Annotated in this window: 22 protein-coding genes, 1 tRNA gene and 1 pseudogene; 13 read left to right on the top strand and 11 right to left on the bottom strand. The window is 55.4% G+C overall.

Annotated features, from left to right (window positions below; genetic code table 11):
- Position 1: 1 nt before the first annotated feature.
- On the bottom strand, positions 2-862 hold the full coding sequence (locus BQ5361_RS03175) for a ParB/RepB/Spo0J family partition protein (RefSeq protein WP_022063906.1): 861 nt from the start codon (positions 860-862) through the stop codon (positions 2-4).
- Between the two features lie 52 nt (positions 863-914).
- Positions 915-1,679 (bottom strand): ParA family protein, encoded by a 765-nt coding sequence (locus BQ5361_RS03180; protein WP_022063907.1) that lies wholly within the window; start codon positions 1,677-1,679, stop codon positions 915-917.
- A gap of 117 nt (positions 1,680-1,796) precedes the next feature.
- On the opposite strand from BQ5361_RS03180, the gene argF reads away from it, so the two are divergent.
- From argF to BQ5361_RS10935, 5 genes and pseudogenes are all read left to right on the top strand, one after another.
- On the top strand, positions 1,797-2,801 hold the full coding sequence (gene argF / locus BQ5361_RS03185) for an ornithine carbamoyltransferase (RefSeq protein ID WP_022063908.1): 1,005 nt from the start codon (positions 1,797-1,799) through the stop codon (positions 2,799-2,801).
- A 106-nt stretch (positions 2,802-2,907) separates the two neighbouring features.
- The gene (locus BQ5361_RS03190) at positions 2,908-3,879 is read left to right on the top strand and encodes a type II CAAX endopeptidase family protein (protein ID WP_161940420.1); all 972 of its coding nucleotides are present in this window, start codon (positions 2,908-2,910) and stop codon (positions 3,877-3,879) included.
- Between the two features lie 66 nt (positions 3,880-3,945).
- Positions 3,946-4,812 carry a hypothetical protein gene (locus BQ5361_RS03195; protein ID WP_143047482.1) on the top strand — a complete coding sequence of 289 codons (867 nt, stop codon included), beginning with the start codon at positions 3,946-3,948 and terminating at the stop codon, positions 4,810-4,812.
- A gap of 2 nt (positions 4,813-4,814) precedes the next feature.
- Positions 4,815-6,200, top strand: coding sequence for a peptidylprolyl isomerase (locus BQ5361_RS03200; protein ID WP_035474333.1), 1,386 nt, complete (start codon positions 4,815-4,817; stop codon positions 6,198-6,200).
- Positions 6,201-6,387: 187 nt separating this feature from the next.
- Positions 6,388-6,990: pseudogene (locus BQ5361_RS10935) on the top strand (OstA-like protein); the annotation flags it as partial.
- A 2,105-nt stretch (positions 6,991-9,095) separates the two neighbouring features.
- Here the strand turns inward: BQ5361_RS10935 and BQ5361_RS03210 are convergent.
- The 5 genes from BQ5361_RS03210 to BQ5361_RS03230 form a co-directional block, all read right to left on the bottom strand.
- Positions 9,096-9,614: an OmpH/Skp family outer membrane protein gene (locus BQ5361_RS03210; RefSeq protein WP_022063913.1), complete on the bottom strand. Its 519-nt coding sequence runs from the start codon at positions 9,612-9,614 to the stop codon at positions 9,096-9,098.
- 11 nt (positions 9,615-9,625) lie between these two features.
- On the bottom strand, positions 9,626-10,135 hold the full coding sequence (locus tag BQ5361_RS03215; RefSeq protein ID WP_022063914.1) for an OmpH/Skp family outer membrane protein: 510 nt from the start codon (positions 10,133-10,135) through the stop codon (positions 9,626-9,628).
- A 39-nt stretch (positions 10,136-10,174) separates the two neighbouring features.
- On the bottom strand, positions 10,175-12,610 hold the full coding sequence (gene bamA / locus BQ5361_RS03220) for an outer membrane protein assembly factor BamA (RefSeq protein ID WP_035473126.1): 2,436 nt from the start codon (positions 12,608-12,610) through the stop codon (positions 10,175-10,177).
- Between the two features lie 138 nt (positions 12,611-12,748).
- Positions 12,749-13,474: a polyprenyl diphosphate synthase gene (gene uppS, locus BQ5361_RS03225; protein WP_022063916.1), complete on the bottom strand. Its 726-nt coding sequence runs from the start codon at positions 13,472-13,474 to the stop codon at positions 12,749-12,751.
- A 134-nt stretch (positions 13,475-13,608) separates the two neighbouring features.
- Positions 13,609-14,496, bottom strand: coding sequence for an NAD(+)/NADH kinase (locus BQ5361_RS03230; RefSeq protein WP_035473128.1), 888 nt, complete (start codon positions 14,494-14,496; stop codon positions 13,609-13,611).
- Positions 14,497-14,595: 99 nt separating this feature from the next.
- Here BQ5361_RS03230 and BQ5361_RS03235 point away from each other — a divergent pair, with 99 nt between their 5' ends.
- Together BQ5361_RS03235 and BQ5361_RS03240 are read left to right on the top strand one after the other, a co-directional pair.
- Positions 14,596-15,312, top strand: a complete 717-nt coding sequence (locus tag BQ5361_RS03235; protein ID WP_035473129.1) for a pyridoxine 5'-phosphate synthase — start codon at positions 14,596-14,598, stop codon at positions 15,310-15,312.
- Positions 15,313-15,331: 19 nt separating this feature from the next.
- Complete coding sequence (locus BQ5361_RS03240; protein ID WP_035473131.1) at positions 15,332-16,735, top strand: CCA tRNA nucleotidyltransferase; 1,404 nt, start codon at positions 15,332-15,334, stop codon at positions 16,733-16,735.
- A gap of 89 nt (positions 16,736-16,824) precedes the next feature.
- Here the strand turns inward: BQ5361_RS03240 and BQ5361_RS03245 are convergent, their stop codons facing one another.
- On the bottom strand, positions 16,825-17,481 hold the full coding sequence (locus tag BQ5361_RS03245; RefSeq protein WP_022063920.1) for a hypothetical protein: 657 nt from the start codon (positions 17,479-17,481) through the stop codon (positions 16,825-16,827).
- A 206-nt stretch (positions 17,482-17,687) separates the two neighbouring features.
- Here BQ5361_RS03245 and BQ5361_RS03250 point away from each other — a divergent pair, with 206 nt between their 5' ends.
- Entirely contained in the window at positions 17,688-18,437 is a 750-nt protein-coding gene (locus BQ5361_RS03250; protein WP_022063921.1) for a CDGSH iron-sulfur domain-containing protein, read from the top strand.
- A 112-nt stretch (positions 18,438-18,549) separates the two neighbouring features.
- Here the strand turns inward: BQ5361_RS03250 and rho are convergent, their stop codons facing one another.
- Entirely contained in the window at positions 18,550-20,223 is a 1,674-nt protein-coding gene (gene rho, locus BQ5361_RS03255) for a transcription termination factor Rho (protein ID WP_035473318.1), read from the bottom strand.
- 116 nt (positions 20,224-20,339) lie between these two features.
- On the bottom strand, positions 20,340-21,089 hold the full coding sequence (kdsB, locus tag BQ5361_RS03260) for a 3-deoxy-manno-octulosonate cytidylyltransferase (protein ID WP_035473133.1): 750 nt from the start codon (positions 21,087-21,089) through the stop codon (positions 20,340-20,342).
- A gap of 76 nt (positions 21,090-21,165) precedes the next feature.
- Here kdsB and BQ5361_RS03265 point away from each other — a divergent pair, with 76 nt between their 5' ends.
- From BQ5361_RS03265 to BQ5361_RS03285, 5 genes are all read left to right on the top strand, one after another.
- Complete coding sequence (locus BQ5361_RS03265; RefSeq protein WP_035473136.1) at positions 21,166-22,200, top strand: aldehyde dehydrogenase family protein; 1,035 nt, start codon at positions 21,166-21,168, stop codon at positions 22,198-22,200.
- Between the two features lie 32 nt (positions 22,201-22,232).
- Entirely contained in the window at positions 22,233-22,748 is a 516-nt protein-coding gene (locus BQ5361_RS03270) for a hypothetical protein (RefSeq protein ID WP_035473139.1), read from the top strand.
- A complete protein-coding gene (gene miaA / locus BQ5361_RS03275) occupies positions 22,741-23,652 on the top strand; it encodes a tRNA (adenosine(37)-N6)-dimethylallyltransferase MiaA (RefSeq protein WP_052131056.1) in 912 nt (303 codons plus the stop codon). Before BQ5361_RS03270 ends, miaA begins: the two co-directional genes overlap by 8 nt.
- 61 nt (positions 23,653-23,713) lie before the next feature.
- A tRNA-Gly gene (locus BQ5361_RS03280) sits at positions 23,714-23,786 on the top strand.
- Between the two features lie 248 nt (positions 23,787-24,034).
- Complete coding sequence (locus BQ5361_RS03285) at positions 24,035-25,258, top strand: site-specific integrase (protein WP_071424920.1); 1,224 nt, start codon at positions 24,035-24,037, stop codon at positions 25,256-25,258.
- 99 nt (positions 25,259-25,357) lie between these two features.
- Here BQ5361_RS03285 and BQ5361_RS03290 read toward each other — a convergent pair whose 3' ends face one another.
- On the bottom strand, positions 25,358-25,810 hold the full coding sequence (locus BQ5361_RS03290) for a hypothetical protein (protein ID WP_071424921.1): 453 nt from the start codon (positions 25,808-25,810) through the stop codon (positions 25,358-25,360).
- Positions 25,811-25,863 lie beyond the last annotated feature (53 nt).

The following is a 25,863-nucleotide window of genomic DNA, read 5'->3' on the forward strand; positions in this document are numbered from 1 at the left end:
TTTATCTCCCTTCCAGCTTATCGAGGAAATAGGCGATGTCCTCGTCCGAGGAGAACCCTATTGTTATCTTGCCGCCTCCGCTGCGGTTTTTCTTTATCTTGATGTCGTCGCCGAAGATGCGGGCGCAGCACTCCACCAGCCGGGTATAGTTGTCCGGCAGTTCATCGTCCGCCAACACCTCGCGTTCCGGTTTGCCTTCGGCGAGCTTTTTGGCGAGCTCTTCGGTCTGGCGTACCGAGAGCCCTTTGCGCACTACCTTTTTCAGGGCCGGAATACGTGCCTGTTCGGGCATGGCGGCGATAGCCTTGGCGTGGCCCATGCTTATCAGGTCGTTTTTCAGTGCGGCCTGTACCTCGGGCGGCAGCGACAGCAGACGGAGGTAGTTGGCCACCGTCGAGCGTTTTTTCCCGACACGGGCGGCCACGGTGTCCTGCGTCACGCCGCACTCCTCCATGAGACGGTTGAGGCTGATGGCTATCTCCATGGCGTTCAGGTCTTGCCGCTGTATGTTCTCCACGAGGGCCATTTCATGGAGCGTGCGGTCGTCCGCTTCGCGGATAAATACCGGTACCGTTTCGAGGCCGGCCAGCTTGGAGGCTCGCCAGCGGCGTTCACCGCTGATTATTATATAGCGGGTGTCGCTTTCTTTCCTGACCGTGATGGGCTGTATCAGACCGAGCGTCTTTATCGAGTCGGCCAGCTCCTCCAGAGCGTCTTCGTCGAAGGCGGTACGCGGCTGTTTCGGGTTGGGCATTATCAGCGATACGGATATCTCCTCCATCTTTCCGGCGCTGTCGCCGAACTTGGCCCCTTCGCTTTCGAAAATGGCGTCCAGACCGCGTCCCAATCCTTTGTTCTTCATATTAAATCCTTTTCCGGGCGGAACATTCCGCCCCGTCCCGTTTATTCTGAAATTATTGTTTCCTGTTGCGCTGCATGAACTCCTTGGCCAGATTCATGTAGGCTGCGCTTCCCGTCGAGGCCGCATCGTGCAGGATGACCGGCTTGCCGTGGCTGGGCGCTTCACTAAGACGGATGTTGCGCTGTATTATTGTATCGTAGGCGAGGTGTTTGAAATGCTCCCTGACTTCCAGCGTCACCTGATTGGCGAGCCGTGAGCGCGAGTACATCGTCATGACGAATCCCTCTATCTCCAGCCCCGGATTGAGCCGCGATTTGGTCATCTTGATGGTGCTCAGTAGTTTGCCCAGCCCTTCGAGCGCAAAGTATTCGCACTGCACCGGAATCAGCACGCTGTCGGCCGCCACGAGGGCGTTCACCGTGGTGTAGCCCAACGACGGGGAACAGTCGATGAAGATGAAGTCATACTCCGCCTTGACCGCGTCGAGGCTCTTTTTCATTCGCAGGTGACCGTCTTCGAGGCCGGGCAGTTCGGCGTCCGCTCCCACGAGGTCGATGCTGGAGGGAAGGACGGAGAGATGCTTCACGTCCGGACTTCCGATAATGACGTCGGCCGCGCCGCACTCTCCCGTGATACATTCGTAGATGCCGCGGTTGTTGATGTCGAATCCGAGGCCCGAGGTCGCGTTGGCCTGCGGGTCGGCATCCACCAGCAGCACTTTCTTGCCCATTACGGCGAGGTTGGCCGCCAGATTGATAGCGGTGGTGGTTTTGCCCACCCCTCCTTTCTGGTTGGCCAGAGCGACGATTTTTCCCATTTCGATATTGATATTAGGCCAGACAAAAATAAGCAATTTCCCGGAGAAATTCTGCTTCTTATCATAAAATGCGTATCTTTGAGGGCGTTTTAAAAACACTCAAAAAAAGATACTGCAATGGATATCAAAGGAAGAAATTTTCTGAAATTGCTTGATTTCACTCCCGAAGAGATAAACGGGCTCGTAGAGCTTGCCGCACGCCTGAAAGCGGACAAGAAGGCGGGCCGGGAGAAACAGATGCTCAAAGGCAAGAACATCGTCCTCCTTTTTGAAAAGGATTCCACGCGTACGCGCTGCGCCTTCGAGGTGGGAGCATACGACCAGGGGGCGCAGGTGACCTACCTCGGCCCGACGGGTTCCCAGATGGGCAAGAAGGAGAGCATCGCAGATACGGCCCGTGTGCTCGGCCGCATGTACGACGGTATCGAATACCGCGGATACGGTCAGGATATCGTGGAAGACCTCGCTAAATACGCCGGCGTCGTGGTTTGGAACGGGCTGACGACCGAGTTCCACCCCACGCAGATACTTGCCGACTTGCTCACCATGAAGGAGCACTCCGACAAGCCTTTCAAGGAGATGAAGTTCTGCTACCTGGGCGATGCGCGCAACAACATGGGCAACTCGCTGATGGTCGGCTGCGCCAAGATGGGTATCGATTTCCGTGCCGCATGCCCCAAGAGCTGCGCTCCGTCGGATGAACTCGTCGCCAAGTGCCGTGAGGTAGCCGCCCAGACTGGTGCCAAGATTACCATTACCGAAGATGTGAAAGAGGCCGTGAAGGATTGCGACTTCCTCTATACGGACGTATGGGTGTCCATGGGCGAGCCGGACGATGTATGGGCCGAGCGCATCAAGCTGCTCAAGCCCTATCAGGTGACCTCGGAGGTGATGAAGGCTACGGGCAACCCGAACGTGAAATTCCTGCACTGCCTGCCGTCGTTCCACGACCTCAATACGAGGATAGGGCGCGAAATCAACGAAAAGTACGGTCTGACGGCCATGGAAGTGACGGACGAAGTCTTCGAGAGTCCGGCTTCCATCGTGTTCGACGAGGCCGAGAACCGCATGCACACCATCAAGGCCGTGATGGTGGCTACCCTTGCCGGGGAATACAAATAGCGTCCTCCGGCCGGTTTTGACAGACTGATTACGAAAGCCTCTGCAGAATGGGGCTTTCGTAATCGTCGTTATGGAGAATGCCCGCAGGGCGGAAAATATGCAGCAGATGAACGAGACGGACGAAGGAAAGGAGAGAAGGGAGCACGGTGCCGGTATGTCCTCCGATGGTGCCGGAACAGACGGGGCCGGGTGCAGCGACGAACGCCGTTGCCGGGCCGCGTACCGGGCGCAGGCGAAGGAGATGAAGCGTCGTATCTATCCCAACGGCATCGACATTCTGGCCATGATAGGCATCATTCTGGTGTCGTCGCTCGCGGCGGGTCTCGTAGGCGGGGCGCTGACGTGGCTGACCGAGTGGAATACGGGGCTGGTGAATGCTTTGACCTACTTCCTGCAGATGGGGCTTGCGATAACTTTCATTCTTGTACAGCGGCGGACGCGTCAGGCACCGACCAATGTGCTGAACATGCATGCGGGAAGGATAAGCGCTCCCCTCATTCTGTGGGGAATCGTTCTCATTTTCGTTACCGGTGTGGTTATTGAACCGCTGCTCGAACTTTTTCCGGACAAATATCTCGAACAGCTCAACCAATATATAGGTACGGGCGGCTGGTCCATTCTGATGACGGTCGTCCTGGCACCGGTCATGGAGGAGACGCTTTTCCGGGGCCTCATACAGGGTTCCATCAATGAACGCGACGGCGCTGCGAAAGCCATCCTGCTTTCGGCACTGCTCTTCGGCGTGTTCCACATGATTCCCCAGCAGGCCATCAATGCCTTTCTTGTCGGTATCATATTGGGATATATCTATTTCCGAACGAAGTCGCTGCTTACGGTCATTATCCTGCATGCCCTGAACAACGGCATATCGTACCTCATGCTCGAAGTGTTGGGTCCCGAGCGTGCCGATATGGCCGTGCGGGACATGCTCGGAGGCGGTGCGCTCTACTATGCAGTTTATGGGGCGTGTGTCGTGCTGCTTGTCGTGGGGGCCGTCGCCATTGTGCGCCGGTTGCAGGTGCGGGAAGAGGCCGGAACGGAGCCGGAAACTGCCGGTAATAGGACGGAGCCGGAATAATATTCGGCCTGCGGTTACGTTGAATAGAAAACGGTTGCGGCCGTTGGTGTTTTTAAGTCGCGGAAGATGGTTGGAAAAGGGATATTACCGTTGGTGATGGCGGCTGGCATGCTTCTGGCAGGATGCCGGGGCCGCGGATTGCTGTCGTCCGATGTCGTGGCACAGGTCGGGAAGACCGTGCTGACCGAAGAGGATGTGACGGCGGCCGTTCCGGCGGGTATGTCCGGAGAGGACAGTCTGGCGATGGTGGAGAATTATGTAGAGACCTGGGTCCGCCGGCAGGTCAAGCTGCAGGAGGCGGAGCGTGTGCTGGCCGAAACGGGCGTCAATATCGATGCAATGGTGGAGGATTACCGTAACTCCCTGCTGACGTACCGGCTCGACCGTTATTATATGGATAGGGTGGATACGGTCGTCAGCGATTCGCTCGTGGCCGATTATTATGCCATGCACCAGCCGGAATTCCGACTCGACCGCGATATCGTGAAGGGACGCATCGTGCGTTTGCCTGCATCGTTCCGGCTGAGGACCAAGCTGAAGGAGCTGATGGGGTCGCCGAATGCCGAGCGGCAGCAGGATTTTCTCGACCTTGCGGTGAAAAACGGTCTGACGCTGACCGTTTTCGATGAGTGGGTAGGGTTCGACGAATTTCTGAACCGCCTGCCGACCGTAAGGGGAAAGAGTTACGACTATCTCCTGATGGGTAGCCGGATAGAGGAACTTACCGACGGTGACTACAAGTATTATGTACAGATAACCGACCATGCCGCCAAGGGACAGCAGGCGCCGCTCGAATGGGTGGAGAACGTGGTGAGGAACATCATTTACAACAAGAGGGGGAGCGATGCCGTCAGGCGGATGGAGGACAGCCTCTATCATGCGGCCCTTGAAAACCATACGTTGAAGATTTATTTGAAAACTAACCGAGAATAGGCATGCTAAAGAAAATGACCGCGGCCTGCATCTGTTTCATGGTGTGTGCAGGCACCGTTTCAGCCCAGGAAAGATATACCGTCGATAAGGTGGTGGCTGTCGTAGGCAATTCGGCCATCAAATATTCTGAATTGGTGGAGGCCCGCAACGTACTTGTCGAAGAGCGGCGCAAACAGGGGTACACGTCGGACCGCGACCCGATGAACGAGGCGCTCGAAGGACTGTTGGTGCAGAAACTGCTGTATAACCAGGCTCTGATAGATTCGGTGCAGATAAACCTCGATGCGGTCAGTTCCGAGGTGGAGGCACGTCTGGCGATGATGACCGAGGAGGCCGGTTCGACGGCGGCACTCGAAGCCGAAATGGGTATGCCTTATTATGAAATACGGCAGGATTTCAAGGGCAAATATGAGGAGATGTACTATGCGCAGGCGATGCGCAGCGACGTCATCTCCAAGGTGAAGATAACACCGGGCGAGGTGGAGATGTTTTACAGGGAGCTCGACCGGGACAGCCTGCCCATTGTACCGGAACAGTACGTATATGCCCAGATAGTGCGTTATCCCACCTCCAGCAAGGAGGCGAAGCAGCGCGTGCGCGAAGAGCTGCTCGACATGAGGGAGCGTGTCATCAACGGAACACGTTTCGACCTGTTGGCGAGGATGTACTCCGTGGACCCCGGTACGGCCATGCAGGGCGGTGAAATGGAGATGTCGCTGAATCAGTTCGTACAACCCTTTGCGGATGCGCTCGAAAAGCTGCAGCCCGGTCAGATATCGGAGGTGGTGGAGACCGAGTACGGATTCCATATCATCCAGCTCGTCGAGAAGAACGGCGACCGGTACCGGTGCCGGCACATTCTGCTGCGGCCGGTCTATACGCCCGACGAACTGGCGGAGGGGGGGCGCTTCCTCGACAGCCTGGCCAATGAAATACGCGGCGGAGCCATTACATTCGAAGATGCCGCGATGAAGTATTCCGACGATAAGTATTCGCGCCAGAACGGCGGTATCGTGACCAATCACGAGTTGCTGGAACTGATGCATGTCAGCGATACGAGATACTCTACCACGAAATTCCTCCGAGAAGACTTGCGGACGGACTATCCTGCGATAAGCGCCTTGAAAGAGGGGGAGATTTCACCGGCATTTCAATCCCGCGACCTGCGCAACAACGAGCTTAACAAAATCGTCAAACTTATTCAGGTCATTCCGGCCCATCCCGCCAGCCTGAATGAGGATTACCTTCAGATAGAGGCCCTGGCACTGCAAACCAAACAGGAGGAGGAGTTTGAGAAGTGGCTCGACGGGAAGATAGACGGGTTGTACATCCGTATCGAACCCGAATTCCGCGACGGCGACTTCGTGAATAAACATTGGGTAAAGTAGCGTTCGGATGAGATTGCGGAATACCATCATTTCGGTGGGCGTGGCATTGCTGTTTTTCAGTGCATTCGCCCAGGAGCCTTCGCCGCTGCGGCCGGCTCCCGCCCGCCCGCGGCAGGATACGGTGCAGGGCGATACCGTCGCGAAACCTCGGGGAGAACGCACCATCGTGAACATCAAGTCCAAGCGGATGTTCCCCATACAGATAGGCGGCGACTCCACTGTGCACGCCTTCGTAGGCAATGTGGTGGCCTACCACAACGGGGCCGTCATGCTTTGCGACAGTGCCGTGCGTTACGATGAGAACCGGATAGAGTGTTTCGAAAACGTGTTGATAAACAAGGACAGTACGTATGTCTATGGCGACCGGGTACTGTACGACCGTCTGACCAATACGGCGCAGGTCTTCTCGCCGCTCATCAAGATGATAGACGGGCAGGCGGTGCTTTATACCTATCACTTCAAGTACAATACCCTCGACAATGTGGGTGAGTATTACGGCGGCGGAACGATGAGCCAGGGACGGATGCTGCTCGAATCGGACCGTGGTTACTATTACGGTTCTACGCGCGATGCCGTTTGCGTGGGCAATGTCGAGCTGAGGGACTCCACCTATCTGATAGTCTCCGATTCGCTCGGGTTCAATATGGATACCGAGATAGCGACTTTTTACCGCAAGACCTATATCTGGAACGAGAAGGAGGAGATACTGAGTGCCAACAGCGGGTGGTACGATACCCGTACCGACCATTATCACTTCATGTCCGATGCCTATGTGCTCTCCGAAGACCAGGAGATATGGGCCGACGATATGGATTACCGGGCCGACAGCGACGATGTGGTGCTGCGGCGCAACATCCAGATATTGGACGAGGGGCAGAAAGTGCTGGCTTTTGGAGATTACGGCCGGTATTGGGGAATGCGCGGCGATGCCATGCTCACGGAAGACCCTTCGGTCATCAGTTTTTATGAGCAGGGGGATTCCCTCTACATGCGTTCCGACTCCATTTTCATGTATGTAATCGACAGTACCAGCATATACAGTGCGGATTATATCGGCAACAAGGTGGAGGAAAAACCGGTCGATACCGGTGAAGAGTTGATTACGGGAGCCTCGACGGAGCAGCCTCTTTCCGTTTCGGACGAGGCGGAGGATATGGCGTCGTCGGAAGAAGAAGCGACCGAAGGCAGGGATGGCCTTGCCGGTGGAGACGTGCTGCCGGACGAGGAGATTGCCCGGGATGGGGAGGTTCAGGAAACCGGTGTATCGGAAGAGGTTTCGGCGACGGAGGCAGGTACGGACGGTACGGCACGGTCTGCGGAACAGGATGCTCTGACGGGAACGGTCGAAGCGGGGATTTCGGAAACGGACGGAGGTGCGATGGTAACGGAAACGGTCGTTGCAGCGTCGGCAGAGGAGACTGTTTCGGAAGAGCAGGTGCCGACCAGGCAACAGCTTCGACGGGAACGTCGTGAGGCCCGTCGGAAAGCCAGGGAGGAGCGCCGGGCGGCCCGGCGTGAGGCTGCAGCGGCGGACGAACGACCGGCGGAGACAACCGACGGGGAAACTGCCGCCGAAACCGGTACGGAGGAGTTGGACGCAGAAACGGCGGATGAAGACGTCGCAACCGTGGAGGACGGAGAGGAAACAGACGATACGCTTGACGGCGAAGCAGTTCCGGAAGGAGATACCGAGGGGGAGGTAACTGCCGAAGAGGAGAAAGAGCGCGTAATAGTCGGATACCATCATGTGAAGATTTTCCGTTCGGATTTGCAGGCCGTCTGCGATTCGCTGGTCTCGTTTTCGCGCGATACGACGATTCATCTGCATAAAGACCCCGTCATGTGGAACGGCGATAACCAGATTAAGTCCGACCGGACGGTCGTTTACATCAAGGATGAGGTGATAGACCATGCCGTCTTTACCGGTGGCGAAGAGCACGGCAATCCCGTCATGAGCGCTGAACTCGACGCCGACCATTACAACCAGATTACGGGCAAGACTATCGAGGCCTTGTTCCGCGACAACGAGATTTACCGTACCAATGTGGTAGGGAATGCCCAGACCTATTATTACATGCAGGACGAGGAGACGGGGGCCTATCAGGGCTTTCTGGTGATGGAGTGTGCCGACATTACGTTCATCATCTCCGGTCAGGAGATAGAGGAGATAATATTTCGCGGAGACCCGGTCTATGCCATCTATCCCATGAACCTGATACCGGAAGCGCAGCCGCAGCGACTTCCTAACTTCGTGTGGGAGGGCGACCGCCGACCTACGAAGCGGGAGGTGTTCGACCGTCGGATAAAGGCTTCCCGGCGAGTGGAGTACGAGGCAATACCGCAGCCCCGCTTCCCGCTTACGGAGAGTATCGATGAATACAGGCTGCGTATCATCGAGGACGGTTTGTGGCGCGACCGCGATGACGATATCACCTACGATGCCCGTGAATACGTCAAGCGTCTCCGGATGCAGGGACAGTAGGGGGACTAACGGAAATGGATAGTTTCGGGCCGAATTTCCGCACGCTTTAAAGCGTGCGGAAATTTTTGTATGTAGACCGGGACAGCTCTCTTGTGACGTCCGGACCTGAACCGCCGGAGCAGGCGGATGGCGGGAGAGAGGTCGGGAAGAGGACAGGGGGTGTTTTCTCCCCGTTTGTGCCGGTATCGGTTTTCCGGCCGATATGGCGGTTCTGCATTCCATTCGTGATGCCATACCGTGCCGGTCGGTGAGATGGAAGTATGCGAACAATTCATGATGCTCGGAAAGAGCGGTGTTGCGTTTTCCTGTCGGCCGGTAGCATGGGAGGAAAAGGGCAGGTGCCGGGCGGAACGGACGGATACGAAAAAGGCGTCACTTCGGTGACGCCTTGCAGTTGGGACTATCCTGTTATGTTATTCCGCGATACCCAGCTCCTTCTTTACGAGAGGAAGGGCATTGACGAGTGCGCTTTCATCGTAATATGCCATAGGACGCATCGATTCGTCGAAGATGATGAGGAAGCCGTTGTCCCTGCCTACCTTCTTGATGGCGTTCTCGGCCTTTTCGATGATGGGGGCCATCAGTTCGTTGCTCTTGGTCTCGAGCTCTTTGTTGGCCGTAGTGTACAACTCCTGCATGCGGGTATCAAGGTCCTGAAGTTCGCGTTCCTTTACCTGTTTTACGGCATCGGAGTAGGTGGACATGTTCTTCTGGTACTCCTGTACCTTGTTGTTGAATTCCACCTGCATCAGTTCAAGCATGGAGGCATAGTCGTCGTTTATCTTCTGCAACTGTGTTTGGGCTTCGGTCCTTTCCGGCATGAGGCTTACTACCTCCTGAAGGTTGATATAACCGAATTTCGGCTGCTGCGCGTTTGCCGATGCGGAGAACAGGAACAGGAATCCCGCAAGAGTCAGAATGATTTTTTTCATTGTTCAGGTTGTTATTTTAATAATGATATGATGTCCTGTGTCTTGTCTACGGCAGGATTGTAATAGACCACCAGCGGATTCGTGGAGATATCCAGTACGAGCGAATATCCGTGGTCGGAGGCGTACTTGGAGATGGTTTCCATCACCTTTTTCTGGTAGGGTTCCAGTTTTTCCGCCTGCATACGCGTCATCTTGCCGTCCTCACCGAAGATGCTCGCCTGATATTCCGCTATCTTTTTTTCATTGTTCAGAATGGTCTCTTCGCGCTGCTGGCGGGCACTTTGGGAGAGCGACGCCTTCTGCGACATGTAGGTTTCGTACATATCTTCGAGTTCGGCGTAGGCGTTGTCGATGTTCTGCTGGTACTGCTGTGCGGCAGCATCCATCTCTTCTACCGCCTGATTGTATGCGGTCATCGATTTGAAGATGGTCTCGGTATTCACTACCATGTAATTCTGTGCAGATGCCGTGCCTGCGGCTGCAAATACCGCCAGGGCTGCGATTATCAATAACTTTTTCATAACGTTATGGTTTTAGTATCTATTCGACCGACTGCGCTTTTAGAAATCCATACCCATCGAGAAGTGCAGTTTTCCTCCGTGCGGTTTCGAGGAGCGGGCCGTACCGTCGAATCCGTAACCCCAGTCGAGGCCTATCATCCCGATGAACGGGATATATACCCTAATGCCGACACCGAGCGAACGGTGCAGTTTGAACGGGTCGAATTCCTGCCAGTTCCTGTATCCGTTACCTGCTTCTGCAAATACCAGACCATAGATATGGGTCGCAGGCTGTTGCAGGAACGGGTACCTGAGTTCCAGCGTGTATTTGTTATAAACGTTGGCATACGCATAGGGGTCCTGCGGGTCGTAGGGCGTCAGGCTGCCGTCCGAATACCCGCGCAGGCCGATGACGTCGTAACCGTAGATGTTGTAACCGGTCATGCCGTCGCCGCCCACGTCGAACCGTTCGAACGGGGACTGTTTGTATTTGTTGTAGTATCCGAGATATCCCATCTCCGCCCGCGCCATGAGCACGAGTTTCTGGTCGGGCGTCAGCGGCAGGAACCACTGTGCCTTCGCCTGCCATTTGTGGTACTCTATCCATTTGAATTTGGCGGGGTCGTTGGCCGGCATGTTCGCATAGTCTTTCCGGTCGAAAAGCGAGTAGGGAGGAGTGAGCGTGACCGTCAGCGAGAAGTCCGTACCCGAACTCGGATAGATGGGGTTGTTTACGGTGCTGCGCCCGAATACCGCCCGCAGGGTGAAGATGTTCGAATTGCCGTTGTCGAAATTCGAGAACATCTCCCAGTTTCTCAGGTTGTAACGCGTATAACCGAGCTCGGTATAGAGGGTGAAATAGGGGTCGGGCAGCGACAGGCGGCGTCCCAGTCCCGCAGAAACGCCCGTAGTGCGGAAGTGGCTGTCACTCTTGTAAAATACACCGCCGAAACTGTACGAATTCGTTTGGTTCGAATAGAAGGCGGCGATGGTCAGCGAATTGGGCTTTTTTCCGCCCAGCCACGGTTCGGTGAAACTGCCCATGAAAGAGGTATAATAGGAACCGTTGGTCTGCAGACGTACGACGAGCTGTTGATTCTGTCCGTGGGGGTAGGGCCTCCAGGCGCCTTTCTTGAAGAAATTCTTGACCGAAAGGTTGTTGAGCTGTACACCGACGGAGCCGACGAACATGCCGGCTCCCCAGCCGCCCGATATCTCGAATTTGTCGCTGGCCGATTCTACCAGCGGCCAGCCGATGTCGACCAGGTCGTTGGAAACGGGCTGTATCTGCGGCATGATGGAGGCCGGGTCGAAGTGCTGCATCTGGGAGAGCTGCCGCAGCGTCTGCATGAGCAGTGCCCGGTTGTAGAGCTCGCCCGGACGGGTATATATCTCGCGGCGTATCACTTCGTCGTCCACGCGCTGGTTACCGCTTATCTCCACATTGTTGATGGTGAAGGGTCTCCCTTCAAATACTTTGATTTCCAAATCAATCGAGTCTTTCCCGACCACTATTTCGGAAGGCTCGATGACCGACATCAGGTATCCGTTGTTCTGATAAAGCGACGAAATCTGCGACATGTCCTCGATGTCGGTTTCACGGCCGATGCCAAGCCGTTTGTGGAGCGTCTTTTTGTCGTAGGTATCGCCCTTTTCGATACCCAGCATGGCTTGCAGCAGTTCGGTCGAGTATTGGCTGTTGCCTACCCACGATACGTTGCGGATGTAGAATTTGTCGCCTTCCTCTATCTGTATGTCGATGCCGATGCGTTTGTCGTTGATAACGTACATCGAGTCCCGCACGATGACGGCATTACGGTATCCCTGCGAATTGTAGAAGTCGAGCAGATTCTCCTTGTCCTCTTCGTAATCGGTCTCGTTGAGCTTGAAACTCTGGAAGATGTTGGGGTTGACCTGATGCGTCTTTTTCAGTGTGCGCCGCAGCCTTTTGTCCGAGAAGACTTCGTTTCCCTCGAAATTGATGGCCCCTATCTTCACCCGCTTGTTCTTGTTCACGACGAAGGTGACATTGACCGCATTCTGTACCACGGAGTCGTTCTCTATCCGGGCCGTTACCTCCGTATTGCGGAAACCCTTGCCAGAGAAGTGTTTCTGAATGAGTTTGATGTTCTTGTCTATCACGTAGTCGGAGAGTTCCGACCCTCTTTTCAGTTTCAGGTCTTCGAGCAGGGTGTTCGCTTCGCCCTTGCGAATCCCTTCGAATCCCCATCTGTATACCCTCGGTCGCTCCTGGAGGTATATCTCGATGTTCACCATGTCGTCGGGCAGCAGTTCCGCTATCACCTTCACGTCGGAAAAATAACGCTGGTTCCAAAGACGCGATACCGCCTGGGAGATGGCGTTGCCCGGTATGTAGACCGTTTCGCCCCGCATCAGTCCCGAAGAGGCGGTCAGTATGTCGGGGTCGAGGTATTTGACGCCGAAAATTTTTATATCGTTAATGGTGTATGGTTTGGAGTCGCCGTAGTCCATCATCGGTACCCCGTCGGCATCATGCAACGTGGCGGGCTCCTGTTGGGAGTAGCCGCTCCAGACGGAAAGCAAAAGGAAGGAAACGAGGAGTGGTATCGCTTTTCTCATTACTCGTGGTTGTACAACTATTTGGTTTCTTTCTTATTCCTGTTCATCGACTTTCCCGAATCTCCGATGACGGCCGGAATACGCTGCGACAGCCGCATCGAAATCGTCGCCGCTGAAATCGGGCCAGTATGTCGGGGTGAAGTAGAGTTCGCTGTATGCTCCCTGCCAGAGCAGGAAATTGCTCAGACGCTGTTCTCCGCCGGTGCGGATTATCAGGTCGGGGTCGGGGATTCCGCCGGTATAGAGTTCGCCGGCTATCGTTTCGGGAGTTATCTCCGCGGGGGAGAGTTCGCCTGAGACCGCCTTTTCGGCCAATCTGCGTGCCGCACGGGTGAGTTCCCCGCGGGAGCTGTAATTGATACAGAGCAGTATGGTCAGTTCCGTACATGCCGCAGTCTCTCGTTCGATAAGTTCGATGTGTTCCACGACCGTCTTCGACATGCCCGCCCGCTCGCCGATGACTACGACTTTTACCTGCTCCCGGAGCAGTTCGTCGAGTTCGTTGACGATACTGCGGCAAAGAAGCTCCATGAGCATGTCCACCTCCTCCTGCGGACGCCCCCAGTTTTCGGTGGAGAAGACGTATAGGGTCAGATAGCGTACGCCCGGGTTGCGGGCGGCCCGGGCAATGACGTTGCGCAGACTGTTCACACCTGCCCGATGGCCTTCGTGGCGTTCGAGTCCGCGGGCACGTGCCCAGCGGCCGTTGCCGTCCATGATGATGGCCACATGGGAAGGTATTTTGTCGGTCTTACTCATCGAGTTCCTCGTTTGCTAATGAACCCACAAATATAATATTAATTGTGCGGATAAGCGGTAATCATCAAACACTTTTAGCGGCGTAACCATCCTCCGGCCTGCAAGCGGAGCGATACGGCACATGCCGGGGAGAGTCATTTGCGGCCTTCCCAACTGTCAAGCCCCCACATCATTTTATTCCTTAACGTGTCGTAAAAGGATATATTTTGCAGGTTTATCAAAAAAATAGGTTTCTCCGCTTTCCTTACGGTGAACTCCGAGCCGCACGGTATGTCGAACGAACGGTTGTCGAGACTGACGGAGGAGCGGAGGGCACGGCTGTTTACCCGGAAGGAGACCACCGAGGAGTCGGGAATAACCATGGGGCGCATGGTGAGGTTGTGTGGGGCTATCGGCGCGATGATGAAACATTCGCACATGGGGGCCACGATGGGGCCTCCCACGCTGAGCGAGTAGGCGGTCGAACCGGTCGGGGTGGAGAGGAGTACGCCGTCGCCGCGGTAGGTAGTGAGCTTCTCCCCGTTCACGAAGACGTCCACGTAGGTCATGTTGATTTCGGTACGGTGGATGGTAAATTCGTTCAGTGCGTAGGGGTGTCCTCCGAAATCCCCGCAGCCCGCGACATGCAGCATCGTCCGCGGCTGTATCCTGTATTCGCCCCTGCGCAGGATGCCGACAACCTCTCGCATGTCCTCCCGCGGCGTATTGGCCAGAAATCCGAGGTGTCCGTAGTTGATGCCGAGTACGGGAACCCCGCATCCGTAGGCCAGCTTGACGGCTTCGAGGAAGGTGCCGTCGCCGCCGTAACTGAGCATGACCGCCCCCCGGGCCAGACCGGCGTCTATGGAGGCGTACCGCTTTTCGGCCGGAATCTCGACACCGGCCTTGTCGTGCGCCTCGCGGGCGAATTCGTCGTTCGCGGCCCAGTCGAATCCGCTTTCGGCCATTGCGGAGAAGATGCCCTGTATCTCGTCGCTGTTGAGACCGAGTCCCGGCCTCGAAAACAGAATAATTTTATTCATCGTGCATTTTTTAGTAACTTTACGGCTTGTTAAAGGAGTAAACAACCGTGCGGCAGCCGTTTCGGCGCCGTTTGTAAAACGCAATTCATTGTTCGTCTTATGACAAAACTGAGTGTAAATATAAACAAGATTGCCGTAATACGCAATTCGCGCGGAGGTAATCTCCCCGACGTGATAGAGGCGGCACGACGCATAGAGGGATTCGGAGCGCAGGGCATCACGGTACATCCGCGCCCCGATGAACGTCATATCCGTTATAGCGACGTGAGGGAACTCAAGCGGGTGGTGACGACGGAGTTCAACATAGAGGGCAATCCGTTCGACCCGTTCGTGGAGCTGGTGATGGAGGTGGTGCCTACGCAGGTGACGCTGGTGCCCGACGCGCATGACGCGATTACCTCGAATGCCGGCTGGAATACGGTGAAATACCGGGATTACCTGCGTTCGCGGGCGGATTTGTTCCACAGCAGGGGCATCCGAGTCTCAATATTCGTCAATCCCGATGTGGAGATGGTGCGCGGGGCCGCTGAATGCGGTGCCGACCGGGTGGAACTCTATACGGAAGGGTATGCGTCAGCGTATCCCTCGAACCCTGAAGCGGCCGTACGCGATTATGTGGCGGCAGCGGAGGAAGCCCGCCGGCTCGGTCTCGGACTCAATGCCGGGCATGACCTGAATCTCGATAATCTGCGTTATTTCATTTCGCGCATTCCCTTTACCGACGAAGTCTCTATAGGCCATGCGCTCATTTCCGATGCGCTCTACTACGGTCTGGAACGTACGGTGGCGATGTATCTCGACAGGGTGAAGGGATGATGGATATAATAGTGAGTAAATGACTGAACCGCTCTCGCTTCCCGTTTTCAGGAAGATTTCCCGTATAGTGGACGGCATGGGTCTGAGGGCCTATGTGATAGGGGGATATGTGCGCGATTATTATCTTTGTCGTCCGTGCACGGATATCGACGTGGTCGTCGTGGGAAGCGGCATCGATGTAGCTGAAGCCTTGGCTCGGGAGACAGGCTCCAATGTGACGGTTTTCAAGACGTTCGGTACAGCTATGCTCCGTACGGAAGGAATAGAGGTGGAGTTCGTCGGTGCCCGAAAGGAGTCCTATTCGAGGGATTCCCGCAAACCGGTCGTGGAGGCGGGTACCCTGCGCGACGACCAACTGCGGCGTGACTTTACCATCAATGCGCTGGCCTGGTCGCTCAACGGCGATACGTTCGGAGAGTTGGAAGACCCGTTCGGCGGCATGGAAGATATGCGTGAGCACATCATCCGGACTCCCTGCGATCCCGACATCACCTTCTCCGACGACCCGTTGCGGATGATGCGGGCCGTGCGGTTCGCCGCTCAGCTGGGTTTCGATATAGCGCCGGAGACCTTCGAGGCCATCGAACGCAACAGGGAGCGTATCCGGATAGTTTCCCGCGAGCGCATTATTACCGAGATAAACAAGATAGTCCTTTCTCCGGTGCCCTCCATCGGTTTCGAACTGATGGATATGACCGGTCTGTTGCCTCTTGTATTTCCTGAGATGAGTCGGCTTAAAGGCGTGGAAAAGGTGGGATTGCACGGACATAAAGATAACTTCACTCATACACTGAAGGTATTGGACAACGTGGCACTCAACAGCGACAGCCTGTGGCTCCGCTGGGCGGCTATTCTTCACGATATCGGCAAGCCGGCAACGAAAGCTTACGACCCTGCGGCGGGGTGGACGTTTCACGGACATGAGGTGGTGGGGGCGCGTATGGTGCCGGATATATTCCGCCGGATGAAACTGCCGTTGAACGACCGGATGAAATATGTGCGCAAACTCGTTCTGCTCCATCTGCGTCCCCAAATACTCTCGGACGACGTGGTGACCGATTCGGCCGTCCGTCGGCTGTTGTTCGAGGCGGGAGACGATATCGACGACCTGATGACGCTCTGTGAGGCCGACATCACTTCGGGAGACGAACGGAAGGTGAAGCGTTACCTGAAGAACTTTGCCGTTGTGCATCGGAAACTCAGGGAGATAGAGGAGAAAGACCGGGTGCGGAATTTCCAGCCGCCCGTATCGGGGGAACTGATTATGGAGACGTACGGGATTCCTCCCTGTCGTATAGTGGGAGAAATCAAGGATGAGATAAAGGAGGCGATTCTCGACGGCCGTATAGCCAACGATTACGGTCAAGCTTACGCCATGATGGAGGAACTGGCGGCCCGGCATGGGTTGAAAAGGCGGGAGTAATCCGCTTTGCGGCCGCATGGGCTGAGACCAAGGCAAACGGGGCGGAACAGCGATTGTTCCGCCCCGTTGCTATTGTCGGTGCTGTCGTGTCAGAATCTCAGACCGACAGAGAGGCTCATGGAAGCGAGGCTGAGCGGTGTGTCCAGTTGGGTGTAGCCTAGTTTTCGGCCTCCGGACCGTATTGAAAGGTTCGATACCGAGCTTGAGAAGAGCGAGTATCTGAAATCCCAGCCTTTGATATGGTAGCCGAACGAAAGTTTGACGCCCCAGGTGTCTGCGTGTCCCCGGAGGTTTTTGAAGCCCGCCACATCGATGTCTCGCATCAGTTCGTTGTAATTGACGTATCCGATGGTGATTTCTTCGTACAGTGTGCCTCCGTTCCGTAGAGGTTGCAGGAAGGTCAGTGCGGGCGCTATGTAGATGGTGTGGATTCTGGTCTTCGCGGTTTCGGTGGAGTTGATTCGGGAGGTCATCGAATAGGTAGTCCATTCGGCCTGAATGCCCAGTGCGACAGGACGGTTCTTGATTATGCGGTTGATATCCGCACCGAGCTTGAAGCCGGAGCGTGAGCCGAACCGATTGACGATGGAGGGGTCGGGCCGGCCCATGCGGAAACTGTATCCGATGAAGATGTCGCCGAACCACTCTTTTCGTGGAGTTTCCTGAGCGGTAGTCGGCGGTAGCTGGGCCTTGAGCGGAACGGTTGTAAACACCGCCAGAAGACAGAGCGGGAGAAGTTTGTTCATTGCGGTTGTGTTTTTGGGTTTGTGTCTCGGGAAATATTCCCTGTTTCAAAGATAATATTTTTCGGTCTGAATAGGATATACACGTATTGTTTTTTCATGTTGTTGCTGGACCGGGTATGGAAGTCGAGGCCGCATGCGTCCGGAAAATGTTTGGTATGCGGTTTGAACAACCTTGGTGAATGAAGCAATGGCTAAAACAGGTTATTATGGAGAAGGAAAAGGTACAGCGCGGAAGCCGCAGGGCGGATTCCGGTTTTCGCATCACGGTCAGCAGCAAGGGCCCCGTGCTCATATTCGGCAGGCCGCCGCTGGCGCAGCAGTTCATCATGCCGAACGACCGGGGAGAGAGTTGGGAGTTCGCCGAAGGAGAGCATTACTCTACCGACGACCAGCCGACGGCCTTGTGTCGCTGTGGGGCATCGAAGAAGAAGCCTTACTGCGACGGTTCTCATATGCGTGCGGAGTGGGACCCGCGTCTGACCGCCTCCTCGGAGGGGTTGCTCGAGGGGGCCGAAACGTTCGGAGGACCGGAACTCAAACTGACCGACAATGAGAATTTCTGTGTGTTCGCCCGCTTCTGCGATGCCGGCGGCCGTGTATGGAATCTGGTCGGAATCTCGGACGATGCGGATGCCAAGACTCTTGCTGTACGGGAGGCGAACATGTGTCCCGGCGGTCGTTTGAGTGCATGGGAGAATCGGACGGGGGAGCCGTATGAACCCGATTACGCACCGTCGTTGGGGCTGATAGAGGACCCGGCCCTCGGCGTGAGCGGCGGACTGTGGGTACGCGGCGGTATTCCGGTACAGACGCAGGAGGGGATGGCATATGAGATTCGTAATCGGGTGGTGCTTTGTCGCTGCGGGGCATCGAAGAACAAACCGTTCTGCGACGGTTCGCATGCGGCCGTGAAGTTCCGGGACGGACTCGCTTCGGAACCGAACGGGAAACGGTGACGGAAACGATGGTATTCGGAGGCACGCTTCGGATGTCTGGGAGAAGATACGACAGGGGCGGGATTACATCATCCCGCCCCTGTCGTATGATATGCGAACCTGCATGGCCGTGTTATTTGTTCATCGTGACCAGCAGTTCTTCGTTGTTCCGGGTGTGTTCCATGTGCTTTATCATCTCCTCCATGGCCTCCACCGAATTCATGTCGGCGAGGTAACGGCGCAGTATCCATGTCTTTTGCAGGACATCCTTGCTCAGCAGTAGGTCTTCGCGGCGGGTTCCCGATGCGACCACATCGACGGCCGGATAGATACGTTTGTTGGCCAGTTTCCGGTCGAGCTGCAGCTCCATGTTGCCTGTTCCCTTGAACTCCTCGAAGATGACTTCGTCCATTTTGGAACCCGTGTCTATCAGGGCGGTGGCGATGATGGTCAGCGAACCGCGCTCTTCGGTGTTCCTTGCGGCGCCGAAGAAGCGTTTGGGCTTGTGCAGGGCGTTGGCGTCCACACCGCCGGAGAGCACCTTTCCCGATGCGGGCTGTACAGTGTTGTACGCCCTTGCGAGACGGGTGATGGAGTCGAGGAAGATGACAACGTCGTGTCCGCACTCCACCATGCGTTTGGCCTTGTCGAGCACCATTTCGGCCACTTTGACGTGGCGGGAGGCCTGTTCGTCGAACGTGGAGGCCACGACCTCCGCCTTGACGTTGCGGGCCATTTCGGTCACCTCCTCCGGGCGTTCGTCTATCAGCAGGACAATCATGTAAACTTCCGGATGGTTGTCGGCGATGGCGTTGGCGATACTCTGCAGGAGTACCGTCTTGCCGGTCTTCGGCTGTGCCACGATGAGACCGCGCTGTCCCTTGCCTATCGGGGCGAAAAGGTCTACGATACGGGTGGAAGTATTGTTGTGGCCGTTGCCCGTGAGGGTGAATTTTTCGTTCGGGAAGAGGGGGGTCATGTACTCGAACTGCATCCTGTCGCGGATGAATTCGGGGCTGAGCCCGTTTATTTCGATGGCCTTTACCAGCGGGAAATACTTTTCTCCCTCTTTGGGCGGTCGGATGATGCCCTTTACCGTATCGCCGGGTTTGAGACCGAATGTCTTGATTTGCGAAGAGGCTACGTAGATGTCGTCCGGGGAGTTAAGGTAGTTGTAGTCGGGCGAACGGAGGAAACCGTAGCCGTCGGGCATGATTTCCAGAACGCCTTCGCCCTCCACGAAACCGATATTGGCATCTTCCGGAGTGGGAGTGTAACGGTCGGCCTGCCGCTGTTGGTCGTTCGGGGAGGATGGCTGATGGGGTCGGGGAGTTCTGACGGCCTGAGGCCTTGTCGGGTACTCCGTGCGCTGCGGCTGGAGGGGCTGTTGTACTGCGACGGGTATTTCCGGAACAGCTGTCGCGTCGGCCGGTTCTGCGGGAAGCGTCTCGCCGGCTGTTTCCTGCGGTTGCTGTACCGTTTTGCGGGGCCTGCCCCGCCGTGGTTTTTCGGTCTCCTGTACCGTCTCTTCGCCGTCGTTGCGGTTTGCTGTCGCCTCGGCCGTCTCCCTGGCATCCGTCGCTGCGGAGGATTGCCGGACAGGAGTGTTGTTTAGGAGACGCTGTCTTTTCGGCTTTGGTTCCGGGGATTCGCCGGCCGGGCCGACCGGTTCGTCGCTGCGCGGGCCGATGATGGCCTGTATGAGCTCGTCCTTTTTCATCTGCGTCGTGCTCCGGATGCCGAGCGACTTGGCTATTTCGCGCAGTTGTATAATGCTTTTGCCCTGTAATGCATCGAAATCTTGCATGTGGAAGATTGAAATGTAAATTTTCAGATTAAATGCCGGCGGCATGCCGGCGAACAGGTTTTTGAATGATTACCGCAAAGATAGGAACTTTTTTCAATCGGCAATCGGCAGCGGTCTCAATCGTGCATTTTTTTCAGCAGTCGTGCGAGGTCTTCGGGTGTGTCTATGCCTATCGTCTCGGAGGATACCAGGCCGACCTTTATCCTGTAACCGTTTTCGAGCCAGCGCAGTTGTTCGAGCGATTCGGCCTTTTCAAGCATACCTTGAGGCAGTCGGGTTATCTCGTGCAGGATGTCGCTCCGGTAACCGTAAATGCCGATATGTTTGAGATACGTGTGGCGCGACGACCATTCGGACTGTTCCGCACCGCGGATATAAGGGATGACGCTGCGGCTGAAGTAGAGGGCATAGCCGTCCCGTGAGAGGGTTATCTTCGGAGTGTTGGGATTGAAGATGTCGTCGCCCGGTTTCATGGGGTAGGCGAGGGTGGCGATTTCGGCTCCCGGGACGTCCAGGGCATCGCGCAGGCTCGTCAGGTGTTCTGTCGAGATGAAAGGCTCGTCGCCTTGTACGTTGATGACCGCGTCGAACGCCGTCCCGGTCGTTTTGCTGTATTTATCGAGGGCTTCGGCGCAGCGGTCGGTTCCGCTCCGGTGGTCGGGTGACGTCATGACGGCGCAGCCGCCGAACCTGTCCACGGCCTCGGCGATGCGTGTATCGTCCGTGGCGACGCAGCAGTGTTCGAACACCTGCGACGTGCGTTCGTAGACGTGTTGTATCATGGGTTTGCCCTGGATGTCGGCGAGCGGTTTCCCCGGGAAACGCGTCGATGCGTAACGGGCCGGAATGATGGCTATGAATTTCATGGGTTTCCTGTTTTGCAAAGGACAAATATACGTTTTTTCAGGCAGCGGTGCGGGTTTTTTGTAAATTTGCGGGGTCATGGGAAAACCGGCGGCATATTACACGGAGCTCTTCGCCCGGTTGGGCGGGCTGTTGGAGGGGTTCGGCACCGTGCCGGAGACACGGGCGGTGGCGGAAGCCGCCGTTGCCGCCAATCCGTGGTTTACCCTTTCCGATGTGGTGTTCTCCGTCGATGCCGTGCGGCGGAACATGCTCGATGCCGCGGTATCGGCCCGGTGGCTTTCGTATTATGGGGCGAACGAGCGTACGGTACGCAGCCGTGTGGCGGTCATCATGGCGGGGAATATCCCGTTGGTGGGATTGTCCGACCTGTTGTGTGTCGTGGCTTCGGACTGTATTCCGTACATTAAGATGTCTTCCAAGGATTCGGTGCTGATGGAGTATGTCGTCGGCCTGTTGTGCGGGTTAGCGCCGGGGATACGGGTCGAACGCTATGTGCCGGAGGAGCGGTACGATGCGGCAATCGCTACGGGCAGCGACAATACGGGCCGGTATTTCCATGCCCTGTTCGACGGCATACCGTCCATCATAAGAGGAAGCCGCAGCTCGGTGGCATTGCTGACGGGGGAGGAGACCGACGGAGAGTTGCATGCGCTCGGTCGTGATATCTTCCGTTATAGCGGGCTCGGCTGCCGCAATGTCAGTCTGGTATTCATTCCGCTGGATTACGACCTGGCCCGTTTCGTCCGGGCAGTGGCTCCCCCCGAGGAGGCGGTGAATCCCAAGTACCGTAACAATTACCGCAGTCTGCGGGCCAGGCTCCGGGCCGCAGGGGAGGATTTTTATGACGGCGGAACCTTCGTCGTGACCGTCGGCGACCGTTTTCCGGTGTCGCTCAGCAATATCGTGGCGTTTCGTTACGATAGGGCGGAGGAGGTGTACGGGTGGTTGGAGGCGAACGACGGTGCGGTGCAGTGCGTGGTGGGGCGGGATGTTGTCCATCCGAGGGCTGTCGGTTTCGGAGCGGCCCAGATGCCCTGGCCGTGGGATTATCCGGACGGTACGGATGTCATGGCCTTTCTTCGTGCCTTGCCTGAACCGGGTAGCCGGTAACGATAATTGATTAAAAATAAATACCTTTTTGTATGATTTTCAAGTTGAGGATGCTCAGCGGCGAGACGGATGGTTTCGTCCGTGAATACGAAGTTCCGGAGAGTACGGACTTGTTGCAGTTGCACGACCTGGTTTGCGGCGACCTCGGTTACGACCCGTTCAATTTCAGCTCTTTCTTTGCGGCGGATTCCGGATGGAACAAGCTGCAGGAATATACCCTCGAGGATATGCAGGACTGCGATGCGGGTATTGCCGCCCTGCCGATGGAGGGGACGAGGCTGTGCGACGTGTTGGCTTCCGGGGTGTCGCGGCTGATATTCGTTTTCGACATGCTCTCCGCCCGCGAGCTCTTTCTGGAAGTGGCCGATTTCAAGCCGGAGGAAGAGGCGGTACTTTATCCTCGGGTGGCCCTGTCGGTCGGTACGCCTCCGGCTCAGACGGGGGCGGGTATCGAGGCGGACGAAGAGAACGACCCTTTCAGCGATATGATGGAGGAATTCGCCGATTTCGAGGGTACGGAAGACGATGGATTCGGCGATGATTTCTGACAAGAGGGGAACGCTCGTGGTCGTGGCGGGGCCGACAGGCTCCGGGAAGACGGAGGTGGGGGTCGAACTCGCCCGTCGTTTGGGTGCGCCGATAATCTCTACCGATTCCCGGCAGGTATTCCGCGGGATGGCTGTCGGAACGGCGCAGCCCTCTGCAGAGCAGCAGGCTGCCGCTCTGCACTATTTTATCGCCGACCGCGAAGTGTCCGACGACTATAATGCGGGACGGTTTGAAGCGGAAGCGCTGGAACTGCTCGACAGGCTGTTCGTGACGCACGATTATGTGTTGGCCGTAGGTGGTTCCGGCCTCTACATCGATGCGCTTTGCCACGGATTCGATGCGCTGCCGCCGGCTGAACCGGCTCTGAGGGCGCAGCTTGAGGCTCGGCTGCGGGAGGAGGGACTCGGGTCTTTGCTCGAAGAGCTTCGCCGGTTCGACCCGGTCTATTATGAATCGGTAGACCGCAGCAATCCGTCGCGTGTCCTGCGTGCCGTGGAGGTGTGCATTCAGACCGGCCGGCCCTATTCGGAACAGCGTTCGGGCGAGCTCAGGGAACGACCGTTCCGTATCCTGAAAATAGGGATAAAGGTGGGAAGGGAGGAGTTGTACGGGCGGATAGACCGCCGGGTGGACGGAATGCTTGCGTCGGGACTTGAGGAGGAGGCCCGACGGCTCTGGCCCTTGCGCGGGCTCAATGCGCTGATGACGGTGGGGTACCGGGAAATGTTCGACTATTTCGACGGGAAAATCACGTACGACGAAGCGGTCAGACTGATTAAACGCAATTCACGCCGGTATGCCAAGAGGCAGATGACCTGGTTTCGCAGGGATGCGGAGATGGTGTGGTTCGGCCGGGATGAAATAAAAATGATGGAAAATTTCTGCAAAAAATTTGCAGAGTAAGAAATGTTGCCTATATTTGCACTCGCAAACCGGAAATGACCGGCCAAGTTCATGAAATAATGCGGAAATAGCTCAGTTGGTAGAGCACAACCTTGCCAAGGTTGGGGTCGCGAGTTCGAGTCTCGTTTTCCGCTCTTGAAGCCTCTGAAAAGGAGTGTTTTAGGAAGCAAAAAGCCTTATGTATCAACGATATGTAAGGCTTTTTCTTTTTCGGTCGGTGAATCGGAAAGCACCTGAAAGTACGTTTGCAAGACCTTATTCGTGACCTGTTCCGCTGGGGTCTGAAAAAGGTCACGATTCGGTCGTAATTCGCAGTATTGCAGTTGTTTGCTTTGCAATATCTCTATGCTGTAATCGTTTAACTTATTAAATTTTTGCAGCCATGACCGACAGAACGACTTTCAGCGTTGTTTTCTTCTGTAAGAAAACCAAACTGAACAAAAAAGGGAAAGCCCCCATTTACGCCCGCATCACTACCAGCGGCGTTTCGACAGAAATATATACCCAGTGCCAGATCGAGCCGGAAAAATGGAATCAAAAGGCCGAAAGGTCTTTAGCCCGCGATTCCGTATCTTTGCAGATCAACGAAATCATCGGCTCGTTCCGCGCCAATATCCTCGCAGCCTACGATCTGTTGGTCAAAGAGAACAAACAACCGAACTGTTTTGCCATTAAAGAGCGCCTGTGCAGTCAGGTCGGCAATTCCCGCATGTTCCTCGCGGAGTTCGCCAAATATTGCGACAAGCGTCAAAAAGAGGTCGGAGTGCGTATCACGCAACTTACAGCCAACAAATACCACCGTCTGTTGCGCTATATGAAAGAGTACATCGGTCAGCAATACGGTAAAGAGGATTTGCCGTTCGATATGATTTCTTACGAGTATATCGACGGTCTCAATACCTTCATGCAAACGGCACATGACTGCAAGAATAACGGAGCCGTGAATTTGCTGTGCTGCCTGAAAAACTTTATCCTGTACGCCATACGCAACGAATGGATCGAGAAAAATCCGTTCCGGTATTACAAAATGAAGATAGACAAGACCAATGTCAAGGTACCGTTAACTAAAGCGGAGCTGGATTTGTTGATGACCAAACGGATGCCTAACGAGCGTCTGGAGCGTGTGCGCGACGTCTGGTGTTTCTGCGCCCAGACGGGACTTGCATTTACCGATGCGGAACACCTGCGGGCGGAACATATCTCTACGGACGAGAACGGCACGCAATGGATTCACAAACCTCGTGAAAAGACTTCGGTTATGAGCCGCATTCCGTTGTTGCCTTATCCGTTGAAGATACTGGCCAAATATGCGGATTCGAATTTGGAGGGCGGCAAACTGTTGCCGGTACCGAGCAATCAGAAGATGAATGCCTATTTGAAGGAAATCGCCGTTATATGCGACATCGGTAAAAACCTAACTACTCATTGCGCACGGCATACATTCGCTTCGCTGGCTATTGAATACGGCATGCCGATAGATGTAATCGCCAAAATTCTGGGCCATACGAACGTCAATATGACCCGCCACTATGCCAAATTTTCGGAACAGCTAATAAGCCGGGAAATGATGCGTTTCGGCGCGGAAGTCGGAAATTCCGCCGTATAACCGGCAAAACGCCGAAAATACAGAAAGGGCAAAGGGGCTTTTAGCCCCTTTGTCGCTTTATAATCATCCGTAATAGAACTCTCCGTCAGGTAATGCAATCTATTCGGACAGGTCGCTTGCCGTTATCTTGAATACCCATGTCGCATCCTGTGCATCGGCCGGCTCATTAAGATCTATCTCCTGCCAATCTTTTTCATTCCAGAACTGCCTGCCGGAAACTCCTGCATTTTCACGTTCCCAAATTTTAACAGGCTCGCCGCTCTCGGAATAAATAGTTAGCGTCTGGTAGTCATTTTCCCGAAAAAAGATGGAAAAATCTTTTACAGCATTATAAGGAAGATATGTTTTATAAACTTCATAACGCTTTCCCGGAAGTATTTCGTGTTTGTCCCTATCATCGAATTGACAGTATATTGATTCTCGCGTACCGTTTGACAGATACCATGTTTGTATCCAATGTGTGGTAACTTCTGTAGGATCACAAGAAATCAATATACTGCTGATAATCAGCAGAACTACAATGCTTCCGATTTTACTAACAATCCTTTTCATAGGCTATAAGATTATGGGTTTATAATACAGACGCATTTCCGAACGGATTCGTT

The sequence above is a fragment of the Tidjanibacter massiliensis genome (assembly GCF_900104605.1).
Lineage (GTDB): Bacteria > Bacteroidota > Bacteroidia > Bacteroidales > Rikenellaceae > Tidjanibacter > Tidjanibacter inops.

What these genes read in the sequence shown, in the direction of transcription:
- BQ5361_RS03175 (WP_022063906.1), bottom strand. Translation starts at nt 862, where the DNA reads ATGAAGAACAAAGGATTGGGACGCGGTCTGGACGCCATTTTCGAAAGC.
- BQ5361_RS03180 (WP_022063907.1), bottom strand. Translation starts at nt 1,679, where the DNA reads ATGGGAAAAATCGTCGCTCTGGCCAACCAGAAAGGAGGGGTGGGCAAA.
- argF (WP_022063908.1), top strand. Translation starts at nt 1,797, where the DNA reads ATGGATATCAAAGGAAGAAATTTTCTGAAATTGCTTGATTTCACTCCC.
- BQ5361_RS03190 (WP_161940420.1), top strand. Translation starts at nt 2,908, where the DNA reads ATGAACGAGACGGACGAAGGAAAGGAGAGAAGGGAGCACGGTGCCGGT.
- BQ5361_RS03195 (WP_143047482.1), top strand. Translation starts at nt 3,946, where the DNA reads ATGGTTGGAAAAGGGATATTACCGTTGGTGATGGCGGCTGGCATGCTT.
- BQ5361_RS03200 (WP_035474333.1), top strand. Translation starts at nt 4,815, where the DNA reads ATGCTAAAGAAAATGACCGCGGCCTGCATCTGTTTCATGGTGTGTGCA.
- BQ5361_RS03210 (WP_022063913.1), bottom strand. Translation starts at nt 9,614, where the DNA reads ATGAAAAAAATCATTCTGACTCTTGCGGGATTCCTGTTCCTGTTCTCC.
- BQ5361_RS03215 (WP_022063914.1), bottom strand. Translation starts at nt 10,135, where the DNA reads ATGAAAAAGTTATTGATAATCGCAGCCCTGGCGGTATTTGCAGCCGCA.
- bamA (WP_035473126.1), bottom strand. Translation starts at nt 12,610, where the DNA reads ATGATGGACTACGGCGACTCCAAACCATACACCATTAACGATATAAAA.
- uppS (WP_022063916.1), bottom strand. Translation starts at nt 13,474, where the DNA reads ATGAGTAAGACCGACAAAATACCTTCCCATGTGGCCATCATCATGGAC.
- BQ5361_RS03230 (WP_035473128.1), bottom strand. Translation starts at nt 14,496, where the DNA reads ATGAATAAAATTATTCTGTTTTCGAGGCCGGGACTCGGTCTCAACAGC.
- BQ5361_RS03235 (WP_035473129.1), top strand. Translation starts at nt 14,596, where the DNA reads ATGACAAAACTGAGTGTAAATATAAACAAGATTGCCGTAATACGCAAT.
- BQ5361_RS03240 (WP_035473131.1), top strand. Translation starts at nt 15,332, where the DNA reads ATGACTGAACCGCTCTCGCTTCCCGTTTTCAGGAAGATTTCCCGTATA.
- BQ5361_RS03245 (WP_022063920.1), bottom strand. Translation starts at nt 17,481, where the DNA reads ATGAACAAACTTCTCCCGCTCTGTCTTCTGGCGGTGTTTACAACCGTT.
- BQ5361_RS03250 (WP_022063921.1), top strand. Translation starts at nt 17,688, where the DNA reads ATGGAGAAGGAAAAGGTACAGCGCGGAAGCCGCAGGGCGGATTCCGGT.
- rho (WP_035473318.1), bottom strand. Translation starts at nt 20,223, where the DNA reads ATGCAAGATTTCGATGCATTACAGGGCAAAAGCATTATACAACTGCGC.
- kdsB (WP_035473133.1), bottom strand. Translation starts at nt 21,089, where the DNA reads ATGAAATTCATAGCCATCATTCCGGCCCGTTACGCATCGACGCGTTTC.
- BQ5361_RS03265 (WP_035473136.1), top strand. Translation starts at nt 21,166, where the DNA reads ATGGGAAAACCGGCGGCATATTACACGGAGCTCTTCGCCCGGTTGGGC.
- BQ5361_RS03270 (WP_035473139.1), top strand. Translation starts at nt 22,233, where the DNA reads ATGATTTTCAAGTTGAGGATGCTCAGCGGCGAGACGGATGGTTTCGTC.
- BQ5361_RS03285 (WP_071424920.1), top strand. Translation starts at nt 24,035, where the DNA reads ATGACCGACAGAACGACTTTCAGCGTTGTTTTCTTCTGTAAGAAAACC.
- BQ5361_RS03290 (WP_071424921.1), bottom strand. Translation starts at nt 25,810, where the DNA reads ATGAAAAGGATTGTTAGTAAAATCGGAAGCATTGTAGTTCTGCTGATT.